Origin of the sequence: Roseovarius sp. MBR-78 (genome assembly GCF_040547535.1) — a bacterium.
Taxonomy (GTDB): Bacteria; Pseudomonadota; Alphaproteobacteria; order Rhodobacterales; family Rhodobacteraceae; genus Roseovarius.
This window is the reverse complement of record NZ_JBEPPX010000001.1, coordinates 138748-159454: the sequence shown is the minus strand read 5'-3', so window position 1 is coordinate 159454 and position 20707 is coordinate 138748. Positions and strand designations below refer to the sequence as shown.

Below are 20707 nucleotides of genomic sequence, written 5' to 3'. Positions count from 1 at the left end.
ACTGCACCGTAACAAAAGCGCCCGCCCGAGGGGGCGGTCGGGCGCTCGCGCGGCGGCGCGCAAGCGCGCCTTGTTCCGCGCGGGATACCGTTGCCCTCGCCTACGGTTGCTTTGCGCCTTCTAAACGCAATCGACAAATCTAGGAATATTGTTCTCGTACCGCAGGGACACAAAAATCACGAATTACCTCACTATCATCACTACTTTTTTCGATTTGATAAATTGCAGAAATCGCCTTTGGTTTGGTCATTCCAATTGCCGAAAGTTGATTGCGATACTTTCTCAACATATGTAAGTATGATGCCTTTGGCCCCCCAAATTGCGCTTTACAAATATCGTTCCGAAGGTTGTGGAAAGTTGCGATTGGATCATCAGATATTTGAATGTACCTAAGTAACTGAGTATTATTTAACGAATGCAAAAGATCTCTGTTATGCTCGCCAATGTCGGCGATAAAAGCGCGATTTATGCTTGTTTGAGCAGCTTGGTTTCTTGAAAGAAATCCTATTAAAGCACGAAACACAGTGTCTATTCTGAAATCACGCCCAGAAGAAATCCAGGATTTAATAATTTTAATCTCTTTGGATAATTTTTGGTTATCATCCTCTGAAACGGCGGAAAGAAAGTCTAAAGCTCGATACCGCTTCAATTCTGTTTTAGACATATATCTTGTTTTAGCTGCATTTAGATTCAACCCAATATCTCGCATGAGCCGCGAAAGATGGTGCACAGCTTTCTCAAGCATCAATTTTGATCCTCCAAATACCAAAATATCGTCGGACCATCGGATATAAGTTAAATTCCTAGATTTGCAATAATAGTTAAACTCAACGTCGAGCTGTTGAAGGTAAAAATGTGACAGAACCCTTGAGGCATCAGATATAATTTCTTGTGGAATTCCTTTTGTAGATGGCATGTATCCAATATGTCGTCGATTCCATGACGACAAGAACGCGTTAAGCGCCTCTACCGTGTCATTATCTTCATGCGCAACTTGTCTCACTTTGCCAATGAGTCGTGGAACTTCAATAGAATCATAAAAATTTGCTACGTCAGTTGCAACTACAAACTTTCCAACGCTGCGATCATTTAGTAATTCACGGATCAAATCGTTGAACTGTCGCCACTCTCTCAACCACCACTTACTAGAAAATGGATTCTGCCAATAGCCTTGACCAAATGCCTCGGCTTCAATCTCCTTAGTTGTGCAGTCACGTATAAGAGGCTGCATGTGCCACGCGCCGAAAATGCCAGTCTGTTTCTCAAGTATCTTTGGTGCCAAACGATAACAGAGGTAGTAATATACCCCCATATCTTCAGCTGTCAGAATTGGTAAAAATCTGGTTACACCACCACCTTTTTGAATTCCAAGATATCCATGAATTGTAGAAGGCAAAAACAAGTGTTCTTTAATTGAACGTGAAAGTTCTTTTGCGACATTGTCAGCGTCACTGTATATTTCTTGAGATACAATTGGGACTTGACTATCTCGCAGTCGACGCCAAACTTTACGCAAGAAAACACCGTCAAGTGTGGAAGTCATGTAATGCAACTCACTTCAAAACCCCCATAAACTCCCGCCATTCCCCCTTGGACATGCCCGAGCTCTCCTGCGTCACCTTCTCACCCTTGACCATCCGCCGCACGCACTCAAGCGCCGTGGCTGAAAGCGTCGCCCCTCCCATCCGGTAATCCTCGAAGGCGCGGTAGGCGGCGGGGACCCAATCGGCTACGATCCGGCAGATCGCTTCGGCATAGACGCGGATCTCGTATTGCGCGTGGGCGTCGGCGCGCAGCCGCAGGAAATGCAGCAGGTTGTGCAAATCCACCTTCCAATACCATTGCGTATAGATATTTGCGGGCAGGGTCATCCGCGCCAATTCGCGCGCCAGCCCCTGTTGCCCGTCCTCCGAAATCATGTCCTGGTAATGGTCATAGCAGCGCATCGCGTCCTCGCGCAGGATTGCCAGCACGCGGGCGGCCTCCTCATCGCCCAGCACCTCGCCCCGGCCCTGGTTATTGGTCGAGGATTGCGCCGACAGATCATCGCGCGCGGGGATATAGAATTCGCGGTCGAGGATCGAATAGCGCGCGGAATATTCGTTTACATTGGCCGTGCGGTGGCGAATCCATTGCCGCGCGACAAAAACCGGCAGTTTCACATGCAGCTTGATTTCGCACATCTCGAACGGGGTCGAGTGCCAGTGCCGCATGAGATAACGGATCAGCCCCTCGTCATTGCTCACCGATTTGGTGCCGCGCCCATAGCTCACCCGCGCCGCCTGGCAGATCGCGGCATCGTCGCCCATATAGTCGATCACCCGCACGAACCCGTGGTCGAGCACCTCGTGGGCGGTGTAGAGATGAGCCTCCATGCCCTTGGCGGTGGCGCGCAGGGTGGGGGTGGCCTCGGCGCGTTGCGCGTCGATTTCGGCCTTTTGCTCCGGGGTCAGCGGCATGGGGGCACCTTTCGGGGATGGGACGAGTCGGCCCCCACTCTATCTTGGGGCGGGGCTGTGGCAAAGCGCGATATCGGGGGGTTGCCCCGTGGTGCCGCTTTGCCCTCGACACCGCGATTTCAGGCCCTATCCTGCGCGGCAAGGACAAGTCCGAAAATGACCCGCGCGAAACCGATAGGAGACCGCCAATGAAAATCCGCTACCTGCACACGATGATCCGGGTGAAAGACCTCGACGCCACGATGCGCTTCTTCTCGCTTCTGGGCCTGCGCGAGACCCGCCGCTTGGATAACGAGGGCGGGCGCTTCAGCCTTATTTTCATGGCCCCCGAGGGGCAGGAGGACTGCCCGGTGGAGCTGACATATAACTGGGATGGCGACGAGGGCCTGCCCTCGGACAGCCGCCATTTTGGCCATCTGGCCTATTCTGTCGGCAATATTTACGAGATGTGCCAGTACCTTATGGATAATGGCGTGACCATCAACCGCCCGCCGCGCGATGGCCGCATGGCCTTTGTGCGCAGCCCCGACAATGTCTCGGTCGAGCTGTTGCAGGAGGGCGACGCGCTGCCCCCCGCAGAGCCCTGGACCAGCATGGAGAATATCGGCCACTGGTAGGGCGCGGCGGCGATCGCCTGCACGGGCGCATCCGGTGCCCCGTCATCCTCGGGCCCGACCCGAGGATCTCCCGCCCGCGCCTCAATAGATATAGCGGATCTGATCGGTCCAATACCGTTCCACGCGCCGCAGCGCGGTGGTCACCTGGTCGAGCCCGTCCTCGCCCAGCACCCCGCGCTTTTGCAGGCCCTCGGCGTGGCGCTCGAACAGCATCGCCACCACGTCGCGGATGCCGCGCCCCTTCTCGGTGAGGCGCACGCGGACGGCGCGCCGGTCGGCCTCGCAGCGCTGGTGGTGCATGTAACCGGTCTCGACCAGTTTTTTCAGGTTATAGCTGACATTGCTGCCCTGGTAATAGCCGCGCGATTTGAGCTCTCCCGCCGTCACCTCGTGATCGCCGATATTAAAGAGTAAGAGCGCCTGCACCGCGTTGATTTCAAGAATACCGACGCGCTCGAACTCGTCCTTGATGACATCGAGCAGCAACCGGTGCAGCCGCTCGACCAGCGACAGCGCATCGAGATACCCGGCGATGAAGGCACCCGGCGCGGACCCGGTGCCAAGGGGGCTGTGAAAGCTCATAGACGTCTCCCTCGCGAACCATTCGCGAGGGACATTCCAGCAAAACCGCCAATAATAGGTTAAATCTCGCGGCAGACGTCTAAAATCCGCGCTATTTCGCGTTGCAGGCGATCTGCGCGATCTCGGCCACCATCGGCGCGAAGCGGTCGGGCGGCGTGCCCTGCCCGGTCACCCATTGATAGAGATCGTGATCGTTCTCGGACAAGAGCGCGTCGAAAAGATCGAGCGCGCCCGCGTCCATCATGGCAAGCTGCGCCCCGGCATAGCGGCCAAGGATGATGTCCATCTCCTTGATTCCACGCCGGTTCGCGCGCATGGTCAGACGCCGCAAGCGATGCTCGCGCGGCTCACTCACCGGCTTGTTCCATCAGGCGCGCGCGCAGCGTCTTTTCCAACCGCCCAAGGCGGTCGGTGGAATAGGCGATCTGCGTGCGGATATCGCGTATCTCGGTCAAGAGCCCGTTGATATCGGGCTCAAGCGCGCCTGTCGTGGGCGAATCCGGCCCCTCGCCCTCGCCCGACAGCAGCCACAGCAGCGACACGTTCAAAAGCCCCGCCATCATCGACAGCTTGTTGGCGCGCGGCTCCGAGAGGTCGTCCTCCCAGCCCTTGAGCGTCTTGAGCTTGACGCCAAGCCGCTTGGCCATCTCGCTCTGGCTCATGCCCGCACGCTCGCGCGCGCCGGCGACACGGTCGCCAAAGGTGGTCGCGTCGGGGTCAAACCAGCTTTCGTCTTGCTCGGTGGTCATGATCTTCCTTTCCGGTGATCGTTCTTGAACGGTCGTCGCGCACAGCCTAAGAGATTTGCGAGGTGAGTTCAAACCGGAGGCGTCCATGTCCGACCTGTCCGCGACATTATCGCGCGTAAAACCCTCGCCGACCATCGCGGTCACGACCCGTGCGCAGGAGTTGCGCGCAGAGGGGCGCGACGTGATCGGCCTTGGCGCGGGCGAGCCGGATTTCCCGACCCCGCCGCATATCAGCGCGGCGGGCATCCGAGCGATCGAAGAGGGGCGCACGAAATACACCGCCGTCGATGGCATCCCCGAGTTGAAGGCCGCGATCTGCGAGAAATTCCGCCGCGACAACGGGTTGGACTACGTGCCAGGCCAAGTCAGCGTCGCCTCGGGCGGCAAGCAGATCCTCTACAACGCGCTGATGGCCACGCTCAACCCCGGCGACGAGGTGCTGATCCCCGCGCCCTATTGGGTGAGTTACCCCGATATGGTGCTCTTGGCGGGCGGCGAGCCGGTGATCGTCGAGGCCGGGATCGAGACCGGGTTCAAGCTGACGCCCGAGACGCTTGAGGCGGCGATCACGCCCCGCACGCGGTGGTTCATCTTCAACTCGCCCAGCAACCCCACCGGCGCGGGCTATAGCTGGGATGAATTGAAGGCGCTGACCGATGTGCTGATGCGCCATCCCCATGTCTGGGTGATGAGTGACGACATGTATGAGCATCTCGCCTATGACGATTTCAAATTCTGCACCCCCGCCGAGGTCGAGCCGGGGCTGTATCCGCGCACGCTCACCTGCAACGGCGTCTCCAAGGCCTATTGCATGACCGGCTGGCGGATCGGCTATGCGGCGGGGCCGGAGCGGCTCATTGCCGCGATGCGCAAGATCCAGAGCCAGAGCACCTCCAACCCCTGCACCATAAGCCAATGGGCGGCGGTCGAGGCGCTCAATGGTCCGCATGATTTCATCGCCGAGAACAACGCCGTGTTCAAACGCCGCCGCGATCTGGTCGTCACGATGCTGAACGCGATCCCCGGCATCACCTGCCCGGTGCCGGACGGGGCGTTCTATGTGTATCCCTCCATCACCGGGCTGATCGGCAAGACAAGCGCGGGCGGCGCGCGGATCGAGACGGATGAGGATTTCGCCACCGCCCTTCTCGACGAGCAGGGCGTGGCCGTGGTGTTCGGCGCGGCTTTTGGTCTGTCGCCGAATTTCCGGGTGAGCTATGCCACCTCGGATGAGGCGCTCGCAAAGGCGTGCCAGAGGATCGCGGCGTTCTGCGCCGGGCTGAGGTAAGGGGGGCGCATGTCGGGCGATCTGCCGGAATATTTCTTCAGGGTGCGCGACAACGGGGCCTTCGTGTTTCGCGTCGATACCGAGAACCGCCAGCGCCGCATCGACATGGACCAGATCGCCGTGGTCAATATCCGCAAGGCCGAGATCAAGCCGCATGGCGACCGCGAGCTGACCGAGGCCGACCTTGCCGCGATCACCGCATGGATGGAAGAGCGGCAGGCGGTGCTTGCGCATCGCGATATCGACGACATCCTGCGCGCGGTCGATTACCTCAACACCACCGCCCATTGGGCGCAATCGCGCGCGACCGATGAACAGCTTGACCAGGTCACCGACGCGCTTTTGATGGCCATGCACGACCTGCGCACCGTTCTGGTGCGCAAGAAGGCAGATCGGCTAACCCGCGACGGTTGAGCCGCGCGCGACCTCTGCCGCCGCCGCCGCCAGCCCGCCCGCGCCATGCGGGATATCGAGCGCCACCAGCCCGGCCTCGATCGCGCCGAGCGCGCCAAGGATCATATGCGCGTTGACGTGCCCCATATGGCCGATGCGGAAAAACCCGTGCCAGGCCGGGTCGCCCGGCTCTGCCATGCCCAGCCCGATGCCGAGGGTGACGCCGGTAGTCTCCTGCACCCAGGCCCGCAAGGCGGAGCCATGCGGCGCGCCGATCCTGAGCGCGGTGACGGCGTGGCTGCGCAAGGCACGGTCGGCGATGTTCATTTCCAGCGGGCCGGTGCTGCCCCAGGTCTCGCAGGCGGCCCAGATCGCGCGCGCCAGCACCTCGTGGCGGTGCCAGATCGCCTCGATCCCCTCGGCGGCAATCAGGTCAAGCGCCGCGCGCAGCCCGTAAAGGTGATGCGTGGGCGCGGTGCCGCCGAAATACTGGTAGAACATTTCCGGGTCGGCGCGCCCGGTCCAGTCCCAGTAGCGGCTCACCCGTTCCAGCCGCGCGCGCGCCGCCGCCGCCTTGTCGGAAAAGAACACGAAACCAAGGCCGGGCGGCACCATCAGCCCCTTCTGGCTTGCCGCCACCATCACATCGACGCCCCAGGCATCCATCTCGAACCGGTCGCAGGCCAGCGAGGCGATGCAATCGGCCATCAACAGCGCCGGATGACCCACCGCATCAAGAACGTCGCGCAATCCCTTGATATCGTTCAGAACGGATGTCGAGGTATCGACATGGGTGGCGAGCACGGCGCGGATCTCATGGGCGGTATCGGCGCGCAGGGCTGCCTCCACCCGGTCAAGATCCACCGCCGAACGCTTGCCGAAATCAATGATCTCGGGCGCAATCCCCTGAAGCTGCGCCACCTCGGCCCATCCGTGGCCAAAGCGGCCCGTGGCGGGCACCAGCACCCGCTCTCCCGGTGCCACGGTATTGGCCAGCGCCGCCTCCCAGGCGCCATGCCCGTTGGCGATATAGATCGCCACGCGGCCCTTGGTGCGCGCCACCGCGCGCAGATCGGGGATGAGGCCCGCCGTCATCTCGATCAGCGCGCCCTCGTAGATATTGGGCGAGGCGCGGTGCATCGCGCGCAGCACCTCCTCGGGCATGACCGAGGGGCCGGGAATGGCGAGATAGGCGCGACCGTTGGCAAGGCTCATGGAGGACTCCCGTTGATTATGCGGGCGACATTACGCCCCTGTCCGGCGGCGTCAACGCCTCCTCCGCGCGGCGTGTCTCCGGCCTGTCACCGGCTTGTCATCGGCGGCGCGCTCGCCTAATCGGGGGCGGCGGGCCGCAGGCGGCCCCGGAGACCGGAGAGCGCCGCGCGGATGGGCCTTGTCAAACGTATATCGGGTTGGGAGCGCAGGCTGCGCGCCTCTTACAACACCGATCTGTCCACCCCCGAAAACCGCCGCCGCGCGCAGATCTACAACCTGTGGTTCGATCACGCGATCCTGCGCATGGTCTGGACCAACCAGTTCGAGCTGGCCCCCGGCGTGTGGCGCTCGAACCAGCCCACCCATGCCCGGCTGGTCCGGCTCAAGGCGATGGGGGTGCGCACCATCCTCAACCTGCGCGGCGCGGCCGGGGCGGCGCATTACCTCGCCGAGGCCGAAAGCTGCCGCCGCCTTGGCCTGACCCTCGTCGATTGCACGCTCCAGGCCCGCGACGCGGCCCCGCGCGCCAATATAGAGGCGCTGATCGCCGCCTTTCGCGAGATCGAGCGCCCCTTCGTGATGCATTGCAAATCCGGGGCCGACAGGGCGGGCTTTGCCTCGGCGATCTATCTCATGGTGATAGAGGGCCGCCCCTTGGCTAAGGCGCAAAAGATGCTGGGGGTGAAATATATCCACCTGAAATGGTCGCGCACCGGCGTGCTCGATTTCATCCTTGCCCGATACGGCGCACGCGCGACCGAGACCGGCATCGGCTTTGAGGAGTGGATCGCGACGGAATACGACCACGCCGAGATCCAGGGGGCGTATGACGCGGCGTATCAGCCATTGTTCTAGCGGTCAGGGCGGACCGATCGGCTCGGGACAATGGCGCAGAGGGGCATCGCAGGCGCCGTGAAGGGCGTGGAGCGGATCCGCGGTAATGTGCAGATCCGCGCGAGTGCCCGACTGCGGGTGGGCGCTGCAACGGGTGTGGGGCGCACTTTATGGCGCAAAATACTTGAACGATTATTGTGGTTTAGACGTTGCAAAAGCGCCCGCCCGTCCGGGCGGTCGGGCGCTCGCGCGGCGGCGCGCAAGCGCGCCTCGATTCCGCGCGGGGACAGGGGGCGAATGGCAGCACACACCAGAAACGTCCCCCGTGCAGCATCGTGCACCTTGTATCAGGTGTCGGCCACCCGATAGGCACCTGCCCCGCCGCCCCCCCGCCGCTACCGCCGATACCGAGCCGCCAGCCGCGCCGGCTCGGCCCCGCACAGATAGCGCGCCAAAAGCCACAGGTTGCGCGCCCCCCGCCGCAGCCAGCCGTCGCGTTGGAACCGCGCCGCAGAGGTCCGCACCGCCAGCGGCAAGAGCGTGATCCGCCCCACGCGACGCGCGAGCGCGCGCGCCAGCGCCACATCCTCCATCAGCGGGATATCGCGGTAGCCGCCCGCCCGCTCGTAATCCGCCCGCGACACCAGAAGCGCTTGATCGCCATAGGGCAGCCCGAAAACCCTCGTGCGCAGGTTGGCCCAGCCCGCCACCAGCCACGGCGCCGGCCCGCGCGCGTCGAACGACAGCCGGAACGCCGCCGCCCCGCCCCGCGCCATCTGCGCGCGCACGGCCCCGGCCCAGCCCTCGGGCAGCACCGTGTCGGCGTGCAGGAACAAGAGCCACCCGCCGCCCGCCACCACAGCCCCGCGCCGCAACTGCCCCCCGCGCGAGGGCGCACCGGTGACAAGCACCGCCCCCGCCGCCTCGGCGATCCGGGCGGTGGCGTCGCCCGATCCGCCATCGCTCACGATCACCTCGCGGATCAGCCCCGCATGCAGCCCCTCGACCAGCGCGGCCAGACAGGCGGGCAGCGCCTCCCCGGCCTCCAGCGTCGGAATCACCACCGATAGCTCGGCCCGCATCGCAGCCCCCCTTTCGTGCCCCGCCCGAACTCCTATATTACCCCGTAACAGGCAAGGGAACGGGCATGGCACGGCGCATTCTGAAAATCACCGGCAGCGAGTCTGAGAGCTTTCTGCAAGGGCTGGTGACAAACGACCTCAAGCGGCTCGATCAGGGGCTGGTCTATGCCGCGCTGCTGACACCGCAGGGCAAGTATCTGGCCGATTTCTTCCTGCTGCGCCATGCGGGCGCGATCCTGCTCGATGTGGATGCAGGGCTTGCGCCGATGCTGTTGCAGCGGCTCTCGCTCTACAAGCTGCGCGCCGATGTGCAGATCGCCGAGACCGACATGGCCCTGCGCCGTGGCACCGGCCCCGCCCCCCAAGGCGCCCTGCCCGATCCGCGCCACCCCGATCTGGGCTGGCGGCTTTATGGCGCGGAGGCGGGCGATGACGGCACCGATTTCGAGCGTATCCGCGTGGCCCATTGCATCCCCGAGACGGGGATCGAGTTGACGCCCGAGACCTTCATCCTCGAGGCCGGGTTCGAGCGGCTGGGTGGCGTCGATTTTCGCAAGGGCTGTTATGTCGGCCAGGAGGTCACCGCGCGGATGAAGCACAAGACCGAGCTGAAAAAGGGCCTCGCGCTGGTCGCGGTGCATGGCGAGGCCCCGGTGGGGGCGGCGATCACCACCGAGGGCGGCAAGAGTGCGGGCACGCTTTACACGCAATCCGGCGGGCGCGGCATCGCTTATCTGCGCCACGACCGCGCCGGGCCGGGCATGAGCGCGGGCGCGGCGCGGGTCGATCCGCTGGGCTGCTGAGCGCGCTCAGGCGCGCTCGGAATATTCCATCGTCTCGGTGTTGACGACGATCTGCTCGTCCTGGCCCACGAAGGGCGGCACCATGACCTTGACGCCATTGTCAAGGATCGCGGGCTTGAAGCTGTTGGCCGCCGTCTGGCCCTTGACCACCGGTTCGGTCTCGACGATGCGGCACACCACCTTTTGCGGCAGCGACGCATGCAGCGCCTCGCTCTCGTGGAATTCCACCGTGATGGTCATCCCATCCTGAAGAAAAGGACGCCGCTCGCCCAGAAGGTCGGCGGGCAGTTCGATCTGCTCATAGGTCTCGGTATCCATGAACACCAGCTTGCCGTTTTCCTCGTAGAGGAATTGCTGGTCCTTTTGTTCAAGGCGCACGCGCTCGACCTTGTCGGCGCTGCGGAACCGCTCGTTGAGCTTGGAGCCGTTGCGCAGGTTCTTCATCTCGACCTGGGCAAAGGCACCGCCCTTGCCGGGCTTGACGTGATCGACCTTCACAGCGGCCCAGAGGCCGCCATTATGTTCCAGCACATTGCCGGGGCGAATTTCGTTTCCGTTGATCTTGGGCATGGGTCCAAACCGTGGCAAAAGGTTGATATGGCGATGGTCGCCCCTATATCTCGTGTGGTGCACGGGGGCAAGCCAACCAGATTTCGTGTCGTTGGAGCGTAAGCAATGCGAATTTTGCATAGATGCTATGCATCTAGGCTCTATCCGAATCGATCAAAAGGCGTCATAACCGCCTGCACGCCCGAAACGCAAGAGCAATAAGAACAGGACCAACTATGAAGGATTTCGTTGACGGCACGGCGTTCAATGCCGAACAAGGCAACCGTGCGCGTAAACTTTTTGCGGCCGTGGTTCTGGCCGCGCTCGATGATGCCATCGCCGATGACAAGAAATACGGCAACGGACCCGAGCAAATCGCCCGCTGGGCGCGCTCGCGCGATGGGCGCGAGGTGCTTTCCTGCGCGGGTATTGACCCGAACGAGCGCGTCGTGTCAGGGCTGATGGAGTTCGTCTCCAAGGGCGTGCGCACCTCGGTTGCGCTGTCGCGCGAGGAAAGCGAGCGTCGCCACGCCGCAGCCCAGGCCGAAGCCGCCTGAACCGCGCCTTGACCCCCTGTCTTTTCGGCCCCGTCGCCTGCGGCGGGGCCTTTTTCTTTTAACGATCCGGGATGGCGGCATGACCCGCGCGATCATGATCCAGGGCACCGGCTCGAACGTGGGCAAATCGCTTCTTGTGGCGGGGCTGGCGCGCGCCTGCCTGCACCGCGGCATCAGCGTCGCCCCGTTCAAGCCGCAGAACATGTCGAACAACGCCGCCGTCACCGGCGATGGCGGCGAGATCGGGCGCGCGCAGGCGCTTCAGGCGCGCGCGGCGGGGCGTATCCCGCATACCGACATGAACCCCGTCCTGCTCAAGCCCGAAGGCACGCATGGCGCGCAGGTGATCGTGCAGGGCCATCCCGTGGGCCGCCTCGGCGCGTGGGACTATACGCGGGAAAAGCCCCGTCTTCTGGGTGCGGTTCTGGAAAGTTTCGCGCGCCTCGGCCACACCGCCGACCTGGTGATCGTCGAGGGCGCGGGCAGCCCCGCCGAGATCAACCTGCGCGCGGGCGACATCGCCAATATGGGCTTTGCTCGCGCGGCGGGCGTGCCGGTGATCCTTGTGGGCGATATCGACCGGGGCGGCGTGATCGCGCAGATCGTCGGGACGCAGGCGGTGATCGCGCCGGACGACGCGGCGATGATCCGGGGCTTTGCGGTCAACAAGTTCCGGGGCGATCTGAGCCTTTTCACCGAGGGCGAGCGCACCATCGAGGCGCGCACCGGCTGGCCCTCGCTGGGCGTGGTGCCCTGGTTCGAGCACGCCTGGCGCCTGCCGCCCGAGGATGTGCAGGATCTCACCTCGGTCCGGCGCGCGGGCGGGCTGCGCGTGGTGGTGCCGCATCTCGGGGCGATTGCCAATTTCGACGACCTCACGCCGCTCGGCAACGAGCCGGGCGTCAGCGTCGAGATCATCGCGCCGGGCCGCCCCCTGCCCGCCGAGGCCGACCTGATCCTGCTGGCGGGCAGCAAATCCACCATCGCCGATCTGGAGACGTTCCGCCGCAACGGCTGGGATATCGACCTTGCCGCCCATATCCGCCGCCGGGGCCGCGTGCTGGGCGTCTGCGGCGGCTACCAGATGCTGGGCCGCCGCATCAGTGACCCCGGCGGGATCGAAGGCCCGCCCGGCAGCGTCGCAGGCCTTGGCCATCTCGACGTGGAGACCGTGCTGCGCCCGCGCAAGCGGCTGGGCCTCACGCAGGCACGGCACCTCGCATCGGGCGCGGCGGTCGCGGGCTACGAGATCCACCTTGGCGAGACCACAGGCCCCGATTGCGCACGCGGCTGGATGGAGGTGGCAGGCCGCCGCGAGGGGGCCGCGTCAGAGGATGGGCGCGTGCAGGGCACCTATCTGCACGGGCTGTTCGCCGAGGATACCTTTCGCGCGGCCTTTCTGTGCGAGCTGGGCGTTGTGTCGGATGTACTCTACGAGACGACCATGGACAGCACGCTTGACGCGCTGGCCCGCCATATCGAGAGCTTCATGGATGTGGACCGCCTGCTGTCGCTTGCCGCCGAAACCGCGCCGGATCAGTCGAAATCCTGAGAGTTGAGCGCGCGGTGAATCTCGCGCCGCACCAGTTTGCGCACGTTGCGGGTGATGCGCTCGCCCAGCGTGCCCATGAGTTCCTCGCGCACGATCTCGGCCACAAGGTCGCGCAGGGCCTCTTCGTCGAGCACGGCCTCGTCGTCGAGCGCAAAGGCGTTTTCCGCATCGCCGGGGGCCTCTGTGCCCCAGTCACGCTCGACCGTTTCAGCACGCTCTGAGGCGCGGTCCGGCTCGGCATCCTCGCCTGTATCATCGACATCGCGCCAATCGAGCGCCGGGGCCTCGGCCCCCTCGGCAAAGGCATCCTCGTCGTCGCCATCGGGCTCCCACGCGGTTGGTGCGGCGGCGTCGTGGCGGGCAAACATCGCGGCGATCCCGTCAAGCGCCGGGTCGGGCGTGCCCTCGGCCCCCGCCTCTGCGCCGTCATCCTCATCCTGCGGAAAAATCGACTCGGGTTCCGACTCGTCTTGTGGAAAAATCGACTCGGGTTCGGCCTCTTCCGTCGCGAAATCCGCGCCATCAGTGTCGGTGTCGGCGTCAGTGTCGGACAGGGGCGGCGCGATATCCTCAGCCCATGACGCGGTGGCCTCCGCCTTTGACGCGTCACGATCCGGGGGCGCGGCGGCGCGCGTGCCCTGCTCTTCGTCGCGCGTGTCATCGACACGCTGCGATGGCGTCAGAACAAGCCGGTCGGCCCCCTCTGCGGGACGCGACATAGCATCCTCAGCCTCGGGATTATTGGAGACAAGCCGACGAATCGACGACAAAACGTCCTCGATATCCACATTTGCGACCGGGTTCGACATGCCTGATACCACTCTTGCCTTCGGGTGAGTTTACCCGCCCAGGTATTTTTGCACAACCTTTTGGAACAGTTTTCACTTTTTTCCCAACGCGCGCAGCACCCGGTCGAGCTTTTGGCCCTGCGGGCTGATCGCCACCGGTGCCGTCTTGACCAGATCGTAATAGGCCGCCGGGTCATAGGTCTGCACCCCGAGATTGAGGGCGCGCGCCGTCAGGTCGCCCAGCGAGGCCAGCACCGAATAGGCCGCGATCACCACATCGGCATTGGCCGAGATCAGGTTGGCCTCGGCATCGAGCAGATCCTGTTCGGCGTCGAGCACATCAAGCGTGGTGCGCGCCCCCAGCTTGGCCTCCTCGCGCGTGCCCTCGAAGGCCACGCGCGCGGCGCGCACCGCCTCGATATTGGCCACGCGCCCGGCCCGCGCGGCCCGCAGATTGGCAAAGGCATCGCCCACATCCTGCCGGACCTGAAGCCCTGCGAGGTGAAGCTGTGCCAGCCGCTGATCGCGCAGCGCCCGCGCCTGACGCTCCAGCGATGTCAGCCGCCCGCCCTGGTAGATCGGCCCGCGCAGCTCCAGCCCGACGCTGCCCGAGCGGGTGAAATCCGATCCTGCGAGATCGTCGCTGCTGTTGAGCCGCCCGGTCAGGTTGAGCGTCGGCCGCTTTGCCGCCTCGGCGGCACGCATGTTAAGCTCGGCCACGGTCACGCTGCGCTGCGCCTCAAGGATATCAGGATGGCGTTGCATCGCCGCCGCCTTGGCCGCCGCCACGTCACCGCCAATGCCCGTGAGATCATCCGGCGCGCGCAGATCACCCGGCGCGCGGCCCACCGCCTCGCGGAATTCCTCGACCGCGCGGTCAAAATCGCCCTGGGCCACCGCCAGCCCGCTTTTCGCCAGCGCCACCGCCGCCTCGGCCTGCGCCACGTCGGTGCGCGTCACCTCGCCGACCTCGAAACGGTCATTGGCCGCGCGCAATTCCTCTTGCAGAAGCCGCAGGTTGTTTTGCCGCAGCGACACGAATTCGCGGTTGCGGATCACGTTCATATAGGCGCGCACGGCGGTCAGCAGCACCAACTGCTCGACGCTGCGCAGCGTCTCGCGCGTGGCGAGAACAGTTTCCTTTGCTGCCTCGGTCAGGGCATCGCTGCGCCCGAAATCATAGAGCAGGAGCGAGCCGACGATCCCCAGATCGCCGCTCGTCGCGGTGGAATCGCGCGTGCTGCCGGTCAGGCGCGTGCTGGAAAAGTCGTGCCGCAGACCCGCCGTCCAGTCGATGATCGGGCGCAGGTTGGCCACCGCCTGTGCCACATCCTCGTCAGCGGCGCGCAACAGCGCCCGATTCTGATCCAGCAACCCGCTGTTGACATAGGCAGAGGTGAGCGCATCCGCCAGCGTCTCGGCGTGCGCAGGGCCGGGCTGCGCCAGCACCCCCGCCACGCCGAGGACCATCGCGCAGACCCGCCGCAAGAGCCATCCCGTCATCATCCCGCCTGCGCTCCCAACCCGATCACTCACAGCGCGAAGACCGTCTGCCGCTCGAATCCCGGCAGGACCGGTGCCGCGGCATGGAACGCGTCGCGCCAGTTGATGCGCCCGTCGATCTTGTAGCCGATGCGCACCACGCCCAGCGCGCCCTCGCCAAAGAGGCAGGCGATGCGCCCGCCTTCCTTGAGCTGACCGGCGACCCCGTCGGGCAGATCGCCCACACCGCCTTCGATCACGATCACGTCGTAGGGGCCATGATCGCGCGCGCCCTCAGCCAGCGCGGCCTCGATCATCACCACGTTGTCGGCCCCTGCCTCGCCCAGCGCGCGCTGCGCCTCCTCGACCAGCGCGGCGTCATCCTCGACCCCGATCACGGCCTCTGCAAGATGCGCGATCACAGCCGCCGAATAGCCATGCGCCGGACCGATATCGAGCACCAGATCGCCGCCACCGATATCGAGCGCATCCAGCATCTTGGCCAGCGTGCGCGGTGCCAGCAGCACCCGCCCGCCACCAAGATCGAGATTTTCGCCAAGATAGGCCACCTCGCGCAGCCGCGTCGGCACGAAGCCCTCGCGCGGGACGCGCAGCATGGCGTCGATAATCGGGAATTTGGTCACGTCCGAGGGGCGGACCTGCGTATCCACCATGATGGTGCGGCGCGCGGCAAAATCGGTCATCGGCTGAGGTCTCGTTTCTGTGAAGCCATGAGACGGGTTCTGACACATCTGCCGCGCGGCGGCAATCGCCCAGGCCCCCCCTTCGGTCAAAACACCGCAGTTGCCCGCGCGCCGCCACCACGGATGCGGGGGGCGGTGCGCCATGGGCACCGGGCTCATGAAACCTGATATGTTACGACTATGAAACCTTTTGTTATAAGAACTGCAAGATATTGCCGATGCGTTTCTACGCCGCGAACCGGCGGTGCGACAGGCGCGCGCGCCCCGCGCAGCTCAGGGCAGAGCGGCACACGCGCACGGCGGCACGCGACGGCACTTGCCCCGCCAGCGGGCAGCGCCGTCGCAGGCTCGCGGCAGAGCCGGATACGCCGCCGGGCTTGCGGGGCGGGGCACGACTTGGGTCTGTGCTCGCCCTGCTTGCGGTTTCTTTAATTAAATCAATGTAATTATTAACAAAATTCTCGAACTCCAGCCCTGCCTGCAGCGACGGGACGGGGCGCTGTTTCAGCCGCGATGGCGCCGCCGCGCGGCACAAAGCGGGCACGGCACCGGCACGGCATGGACCGGTCTCAAAGACTGCACCGCAAAGCCCGGCCCCTGCCCCCCGCGCGGGCACCCTGTCGAGGGGCGCCGGCCAGGCGGTTTTCGGGTTCCGGGCGCGCCTGTTTTGGCCCAGACGGGGCCACGGGGGGCACCCCTACCCCTAGTGCCACAGTCTTGACCTGAAACCTCCGCTTGTGCCAGTAGAACCGCAGATGCGATACATGCGAAACAGTGATGTGACCTCCGAAACCAATCGGAGACGAAACAAGGATAATTGAGATGCAGGCGACAGGCAGTTCGCACGCCCTCGCTTTGCGGCGGGCAGATTTCAGGACTCTGAACCAGGCACTCGACTATGCCGCGCAAGGGAATACCGGCGTCAATTTCTACAACGCCCGTGGCGAGATCTATGCCAGCTCGACCTATGCCGAGCTTCGCGAGGACGCGATCGCGCTTGCGCGCCGCCTCGTGGGGCTGGGGCTGGAGCCGGGCACGCGCGTTGCGCTGGTCGCGGAAACCTCGCCGCATTTCGTGCGCTTCTTTTGTGCCTGCCAATATGCCGGGCTGGTGCCCGTGCCGCTGCCGGCCACGATGCATATCGGTGGCCATGCGGGCTATGTCGCGCAGCTTCGCGGGCTGATCGACAGTTGCAAGGCCTCGGTGGCGATGGCCCCCACCGAATGGATGAGCTTTCTCGAAGAAGCCACCGCCGATGCCGATCTGACCTTTGTCGGCACGCCCGACGATTTCGACGCGCTCAAGCCCTCGTCGCAAGACCTGCCCACGGTCGCGCCCGACAGCGTCGCCTATATTCAGTATACTTCGGGCAGCACCCGGTTTCCGCGTGGCGTCGTGATCGACCAGGCCACCGTGCTGGCCAATATCAGCGACATGGCCGAGCATGGGCTGAAAATGACGCCCGAGGACCGTTTCGGCTCGTGGCTGCCGTTCTACCACGATATGGGCCTTGTCGCCTTCATCATCATGCCGCTGGCCACCCAGCGGTCGGTGGATTTCCTGGGCACGCAGGATTTCGCGATGCGCCCGCGAAAGTGGCTGGAAATGATGTCGGCCAACCGCACCACGATCACCTCCGGGCCGCCGTTCGGCTATGATCTGGCGGCGATGCGGGTCCGCCCCAGCGATGCGGCCAAGTGGGATCTCAGCGCGCTGCGCGTGGCCTGCGTGGGTGCGGAAATGATCAATCCCGAACCGCTGCAACGCTTCGCCGAGGCGCTGGCCCCGTCCGGGTTCCGGTCGACCGCCTTCCTGCCCTGCTATGGCATGGCCGAATGCTCGCTCGGGATAAGCTTTGCCGGGCTCGATGAAGAGCTCAAGATCGACTATGTCGATGCCGAGACCATGCAGCATGACAGCGTGGCAGAGCCGCTTTCCCCCGAGGCGGCGCTGAAGCAAAAGCGCCGCGTCGCGCGCTATGTCGATTGCGGCGCGCTGCTGCCCAGCTTTGACATCGCGATCCGCGACGAGGAGGGCCGCGACCTACCCGAGCGCCGCGCCGGTGTCGTCCATCTGCGCGGCCCCAGCGTGATGAGCCGCTATTTCCAGGACGAGGCGATGACGCGCGAGACGCTGAGCGAGGATGGCTGGCTCAATACCGGCGATATCGGCTATGTCGCCGATGGCCGGTTGTTCGTCACCGGGCGCAAGAAGGACATGATCATCATTCATGGTCGCAACATCTGGCCCGAGGATCTGGAATATATCGCCAAGACGCAGCCCGGTGTGAATTACACCGATGCCGCTGCCTTCTCGGTTCCGTCGGAAAAGGATCAACAGGAAACCGCCGTGCTGGTGATCCAGTGCCGCGAGCGCGACGAGATCAAGCGCGCGCGCCTGGTCAAGACCATCGCCTCGCTGGTGCGCTCGGAATACGGCATCGACTGCATCATCGAACTGGTGCCAACCCGCACCCTGCCCCGCACCTCGTCGGGCAAGCTGGCGCGGGCGCGGGCGCGGCTCGATTATCTTGCGCGGCGGCTTGCGGCTGGCGCGACGGCCAGCCCCGCGCCGATCGAGACCGCACCGGCAGAGCACGACAGGGCGCCGATCCGTAACATCGCATGAGCACAACCGTTGCCGTCACCGGTGCCTCTGGCTTTGTCGGGCAGGCGCTCGTGGCGCATCTTCTCGCGTCCGGGCGGAGCGTCCGGGCGCTGGTGCACCGGCAATCGCTTGCAATGAACCACCCTGCCCTTGCCACCGTGCAGGGCAGCCTGTCCGACGATGCCGCGCTGGACCGGCTGATGGCGGGGGCCTGCGGCGTGATCCATGTCGCAGGGCGGGTGCGCGGGCGCGACGAGGCCGATTTCCTGCCGGTCAATGCCGAGGGCGCGGCGCGGGTTGCGCGGGCCGCCTGCGCGGCGCGGACGGTGACCCGGCTGGTGCTGATCTCGTCGCTCGCTGCGCGCGAGCCGGGGCTGTCGCCCTATGCCGCGAGCAAGCGCGCGGGCGAGACGCGGCTGGCCGAGGAGGTGGCGCGCGGCGGCAATCTGGGCTGCGCGGTGCTGCGCCCGCCGGCCATTTACGGCCCCGGCGACCAGGAATTGCTGCCGCTGTTGCGGCTGATGTCGCGCGGGGTGGTGCCGATGCCGGGGGTCGCGGGCGCGCGCGCCTCGCTGTTGCATGTGCACGATCTCGCCCGCGCGGCGCTCTGCCTTCTCGACAGCCCCGCGCAGGGCATTTTCGAGCTCCATGACGGCCACGAGGCCGGATATGGCTGGGACGAGATCGCGACGATCGTCGAGAGCGTCGCGGGGCGCGGTCGCGGCTGGCGTCTGCGCCTGCCCGAGGCTATGCTGCGCTCCGTTGCAACGGTGAATCTTCTGGCCGCCCGCCTGTTCGGGTATCTGCCGATGATGACGCCCGGCAAGGTCAACGAACTGCGCCACCCCGATTGGGTGTGCGACAATACCGAACTCACCCGCGCCACTGGCTGGCAGCCGGAAATATCGCTCCATGTCGGCCTGTGCCCGCTGCTTGGGGCCGCCCCCGTCAAACCCCGAGAAGGTAGATCGAATGCCACATGACACCCCAAACCTCGACCGCGAGATCATGCAGACGCTGCTGACGCATCTTGCGCGCTTTCCCACCAAGACCGCCGAGTTGAGCGCGCAAACCGACCTTGCCGCCGATATCAACATCGACTCGGTCAACATGATGGAACTGTTGATGGAGGTCGAGGATACCTTTGACGTGAGCTTTCCGTTGAACATGATGGCCAATGTCAACACCGTTCAGGACCTCGCCGATCAAATCAAGCAACTGGTTGAGAAGAAGCCATGAGCATTACAGACCGCTTTGCCGAACTGGCGCACATCCGCGACTCGCTGGGCACCGTCGATGCCGATCCCAGCCGGATCGTGATGGAAAGGTTCCTGTCGCCCACCGAGGCGCTGATTGCCAACCGCACCACGATCCTTGTCGGCACCAACAACTATCTGGGCCTCACCTTCGAGCCCGCGCTGATCGAGGCCGCCTGCGCCGCGATGCACGAGCAGGGCAGCGGCACCACCGGGTCGCGCATGGCCAATGGCAGCTTTGCCGGGCACGCCGCGCTGGAGCGCGATTTCGCCGAATTCTACGGCGTGCCGTCGGCGATGATCTTCTCGACCGGGTATCAGACCAACCTGGGCCTGCTGATGGGCATTCTGAAACCCGGCGACAAGGTCATACTCGACAGCCACAGCCATGCCTGCATCTATGACGGCTGCCGCATCAGCGGCGCGGATTTCATGGCATTCCGGCACAACGACCCCGAGGATCTGCGCAAACGCCTGCGCCGTCTGGGCAGCGAGGCCGAGGGCGCGCTGGTCATCGCCGAGGGGCTTTACAGCATGTTGGGCGATACCGCGCCGCTGGCGGATCTGTGCGCCGTGGCCAAGGAATACGGCGCGTGGTTCATGGTCGACGAGGCGCATTCCTTCGGCGTTTACGGCGACCGGGGCCTTGGCCTGTGCGAAGAGGCGGGCATTCTCGACCGGGTCGATTTCATCACCGGCACCTTCAGCAAGAGCCTCGCCTCGCTGGGTGGCTTCTGCGTGAGCCGCCACCCCGAAATGCAGCTTTTGCGCTATGGCAGCCGCCCCTATATCTTTACCGCCTCATCGAGCCCGGCCAATATCGCCGCCGCCGATGCCGCGCTGCGCGCGATCCGCACCCGGCCCGAACTCAAGGAAAAGCTGTGGGCCAATGCCACCCGGCTCTACGATGGTCTCAAGGGGCTGGGCTTCGAGCTTGCCTCGACGGTCAGCCCGGTGATCGCGGTGCGCGTACCGTCACGCGACGAGGGCGCGCAACTGTGGAATGCCCTTCTGGCCGAGGGGGTCTATGTCAATCTGGTCCTGCCGCCCGCCGCGCCCGATTCGGCGGCGCTGTTGCGGTGCAGCCTGAGCGCCGCGCACAGCTTCGAGCAGATCGACACCATCCTGGCCGCGTTTGCGACGGCAAGTGCCGGATCACGCATGGCACTGGGCGCGCGCGCATAGCAGGT

General features: G+C 64.5%; 22 protein-coding genes. 11 read left to right on the top strand and 11 right to left on the bottom strand.

What is annotated here, in order from left to right; genetic code table 11:
- Positions 1-139: 139 nt before the first annotated feature.
- Positions 140-1543 (bottom strand): RNA-directed DNA polymerase, encoded by a 1404-nt coding sequence (locus ABIE58_RS00815; RefSeq protein ID WP_354542772.1) that lies wholly within the window; start codon positions 1541-1543, stop codon positions 140-142.
- A gap of 10 nt (positions 1544-1553) precedes the next feature.
- The gene (thyX, locus tag ABIE58_RS00810; protein ID WP_354542771.1) at positions 1554-2459 is read right to left on the bottom strand and encodes an FAD-dependent thymidylate synthase; all 906 of its coding nucleotides are present in this window, start codon (positions 2457-2459) and stop codon (positions 1554-1556) included.
- Positions 2460-2647: 188 nt separating this feature from the next.
- Between thyX and ABIE58_RS00805 the strand changes: the two genes are divergently transcribed.
- Positions 2648-3076 carry a VOC family protein gene (locus ABIE58_RS00805; RefSeq protein ID WP_354542770.1) on the top strand — a complete coding sequence of 143 codons (429 nt, stop codon included), beginning with the start codon at positions 2648-2650 and terminating at the stop codon, positions 3074-3076.
- 81 nt (positions 3077-3157) lie between these two features.
- Here the strand turns inward: ABIE58_RS00805 and ABIE58_RS00800 are convergent, their stop codons facing one another.
- From ABIE58_RS00800 to ABIE58_RS00790, 3 genes are all read right to left on the bottom strand, one after another.
- Positions 3158-3658, bottom strand: a complete 501-nt coding sequence (locus ABIE58_RS00800; RefSeq protein ID WP_354542769.1) for a MarR family winged helix-turn-helix transcriptional regulator — start codon at positions 3656-3658, stop codon at positions 3158-3160.
- Between the two features lie 91 nt (positions 3659-3749).
- Entirely contained in the window at positions 3750-4013 is a 264-nt protein-coding gene (locus tag ABIE58_RS00795) for an FAD assembly factor SdhE (RefSeq protein WP_354542768.1), read from the bottom strand.
- On the bottom strand, positions 4006-4407 hold the full coding sequence (locus tag ABIE58_RS00790) for a helix-turn-helix domain-containing protein (RefSeq protein ID WP_354542767.1): 402 nt from the start codon (positions 4405-4407) through the stop codon (positions 4006-4008). Before ABIE58_RS00790 ends, ABIE58_RS00795 begins: the two co-directional genes overlap by 8 nt.
- A gap of 85 nt (positions 4408-4492) precedes the next feature.
- On the opposite strand from ABIE58_RS00790, the gene ABIE58_RS00785 reads away from it, so the two are divergent.
- Both ABIE58_RS00785 and ABIE58_RS00780 read left to right on the top strand, forming a co-directional pair.
- A complete protein-coding gene (locus tag ABIE58_RS00785; RefSeq protein ID WP_354542766.1) occupies positions 4493-5695 on the top strand; it encodes a pyridoxal phosphate-dependent aminotransferase in 1203 nt (400 codons plus the stop codon).
- Positions 5696-5704: 9 nt separating this feature from the next.
- On the top strand, positions 5705-6109 hold the full coding sequence (locus ABIE58_RS00780) for a hypothetical protein (RefSeq protein ID WP_354542765.1): 405 nt from the start codon (positions 5705-5707) through the stop codon (positions 6107-6109).
- Here the strand turns inward: ABIE58_RS00780 and ABIE58_RS00775 are convergent.
- Entirely contained in the window at positions 6092-7303 is a 1212-nt protein-coding gene (locus ABIE58_RS00775) for a pyridoxal-phosphate-dependent aminotransferase family protein (protein WP_354542764.1), read from the bottom strand. The genes ABIE58_RS00780 and ABIE58_RS00775 overlap by 18 nt on opposite strands.
- Before the next feature lie 171 nt (positions 7304-7474).
- Between ABIE58_RS00775 and ABIE58_RS00770 the strand changes: the two genes are divergently transcribed.
- Positions 7475-8158: a fused DSP-PTPase phosphatase/NAD kinase-like protein gene (locus tag ABIE58_RS00770; RefSeq protein WP_354542763.1), complete on the top strand. Its 684-nt coding sequence runs from the start codon at positions 7475-7477 to the stop codon at positions 8156-8158.
- A 374-nt stretch (positions 8159-8532) separates the two neighbouring features.
- On the opposite strand, the gene ABIE58_RS00765 is transcribed toward ABIE58_RS00770, so the two are convergent.
- A complete protein-coding gene (locus ABIE58_RS00765; RefSeq protein WP_354542762.1) occupies positions 8533-9219 on the bottom strand; it encodes a TIGR04283 family arsenosugar biosynthesis glycosyltransferase in 687 nt (228 codons plus the stop codon).
- 65 nt (positions 9220-9284) lie between these two features.
- Here ABIE58_RS00765 and ygfZ point away from each other — a divergent pair, with 65 nt between their 5' ends.
- Positions 9285-10022 carry a CAF17-like 4Fe-4S cluster assembly/insertion protein YgfZ gene (ygfZ, locus tag ABIE58_RS00760; protein WP_354542761.1) on the top strand — a complete coding sequence of 246 codons (738 nt, stop codon included), beginning with the start codon at positions 9285-9287 and terminating at the stop codon, positions 10020-10022.
- 6 nt (positions 10023-10028) lie between these two features.
- Here the strand turns inward: ygfZ and efp are convergent, their stop codons facing one another.
- Positions 10029-10592: an elongation factor P gene (gene efp / locus ABIE58_RS00755; RefSeq protein WP_354542760.1), complete on the bottom strand. Its 564-nt coding sequence runs from the start codon at positions 10590-10592 to the stop codon at positions 10029-10031.
- A gap of 215 nt (positions 10593-10807) precedes the next feature.
- On the opposite strand from efp, the gene ABIE58_RS00750 reads away from it, so the two are divergent.
- Both ABIE58_RS00750 and ABIE58_RS00745 read left to right on the top strand, forming a co-directional pair.
- Entirely contained in the window at positions 10808-11128 is a 321-nt protein-coding gene (locus ABIE58_RS00750) for a DUF6280 family protein (RefSeq protein WP_354542759.1), read from the top strand.
- Positions 11129-11207: 79 nt separating this feature from the next.
- Positions 11208-12680 (top strand): cobyric acid synthase, encoded by a 1473-nt coding sequence (locus ABIE58_RS00745; RefSeq protein WP_354542758.1) that lies wholly within the window; start codon positions 11208-11210, stop codon positions 12678-12680.
- Here ABIE58_RS00745 and ABIE58_RS00740 read toward each other — a convergent pair.
- From ABIE58_RS00740 to ABIE58_RS00730, 3 genes are all read right to left on the bottom strand, one after another.
- Entirely contained in the window at positions 12665-13489 is an 825-nt protein-coding gene (locus tag ABIE58_RS00740) for a hypothetical protein (RefSeq protein WP_354542757.1), read from the bottom strand. The two genes, ABIE58_RS00745 and ABIE58_RS00740, sit on opposite strands and share 16 nt — an antisense overlap.
- 72 nt (positions 13490-13561) lie before the next feature.
- Positions 13562-14974 (bottom strand): TolC family outer membrane protein, encoded by a 1413-nt coding sequence (locus ABIE58_RS00735; protein ID WP_502950048.1) that lies wholly within the window; start codon positions 14972-14974, stop codon positions 13562-13564.
- A gap of 26 nt (positions 14975-15000) precedes the next feature.
- Positions 15001-15654, bottom strand: a complete 654-nt coding sequence (locus ABIE58_RS00730; RefSeq protein ID WP_354542755.1) for a protein-L-isoaspartate O-methyltransferase family protein — start codon at positions 15652-15654, stop codon at positions 15001-15003.
- Between the two features lie 822 nt (positions 15655-16476).
- On the opposite strand from ABIE58_RS00730, the gene ABIE58_RS00725 reads away from it, so the two are divergent.
- Genes ABIE58_RS00725 through spt form a run of 4 tightly spaced genes read left to right on the top strand, consistent with a single transcriptional unit; the run spans position 16477 to position 20702 of the window.
- Positions 16477-18282, top strand: a complete 1806-nt coding sequence (locus ABIE58_RS00725) for a fatty acyl-AMP ligase (RefSeq protein WP_354542754.1) — start codon at positions 16477-16479, stop codon at positions 18280-18282.
- Positions 18279-19244, top strand: coding sequence for an NAD-dependent epimerase/dehydratase family protein (locus ABIE58_RS00720; RefSeq protein WP_354542753.1), 966 nt, complete (start codon positions 18279-18281; stop codon positions 19242-19244). The genes ABIE58_RS00725 and ABIE58_RS00720 overlap by 4 nt, the downstream gene beginning before the upstream one ends.
- Positions 19234-19500: an acyl carrier protein gene (locus ABIE58_RS00715; protein ID WP_354542752.1), complete on the top strand. Its 267-nt coding sequence runs from the start codon at positions 19234-19236 to the stop codon at positions 19498-19500. Before ABIE58_RS00720 ends, ABIE58_RS00715 begins: the two co-directional genes overlap by 11 nt.
- Positions 19497-20702 carry a serine palmitoyltransferase gene (gene spt, locus ABIE58_RS00710; protein WP_354542751.1) on the top strand — a complete coding sequence of 402 codons (1206 nt, stop codon included), beginning with the start codon at positions 19497-19499 and terminating at the stop codon, positions 20700-20702. Before ABIE58_RS00715 ends, spt begins: the two co-directional genes overlap by 4 nt.
- The last annotated feature ends 5 nt before the right edge of the window (positions 20703-20707 follow it).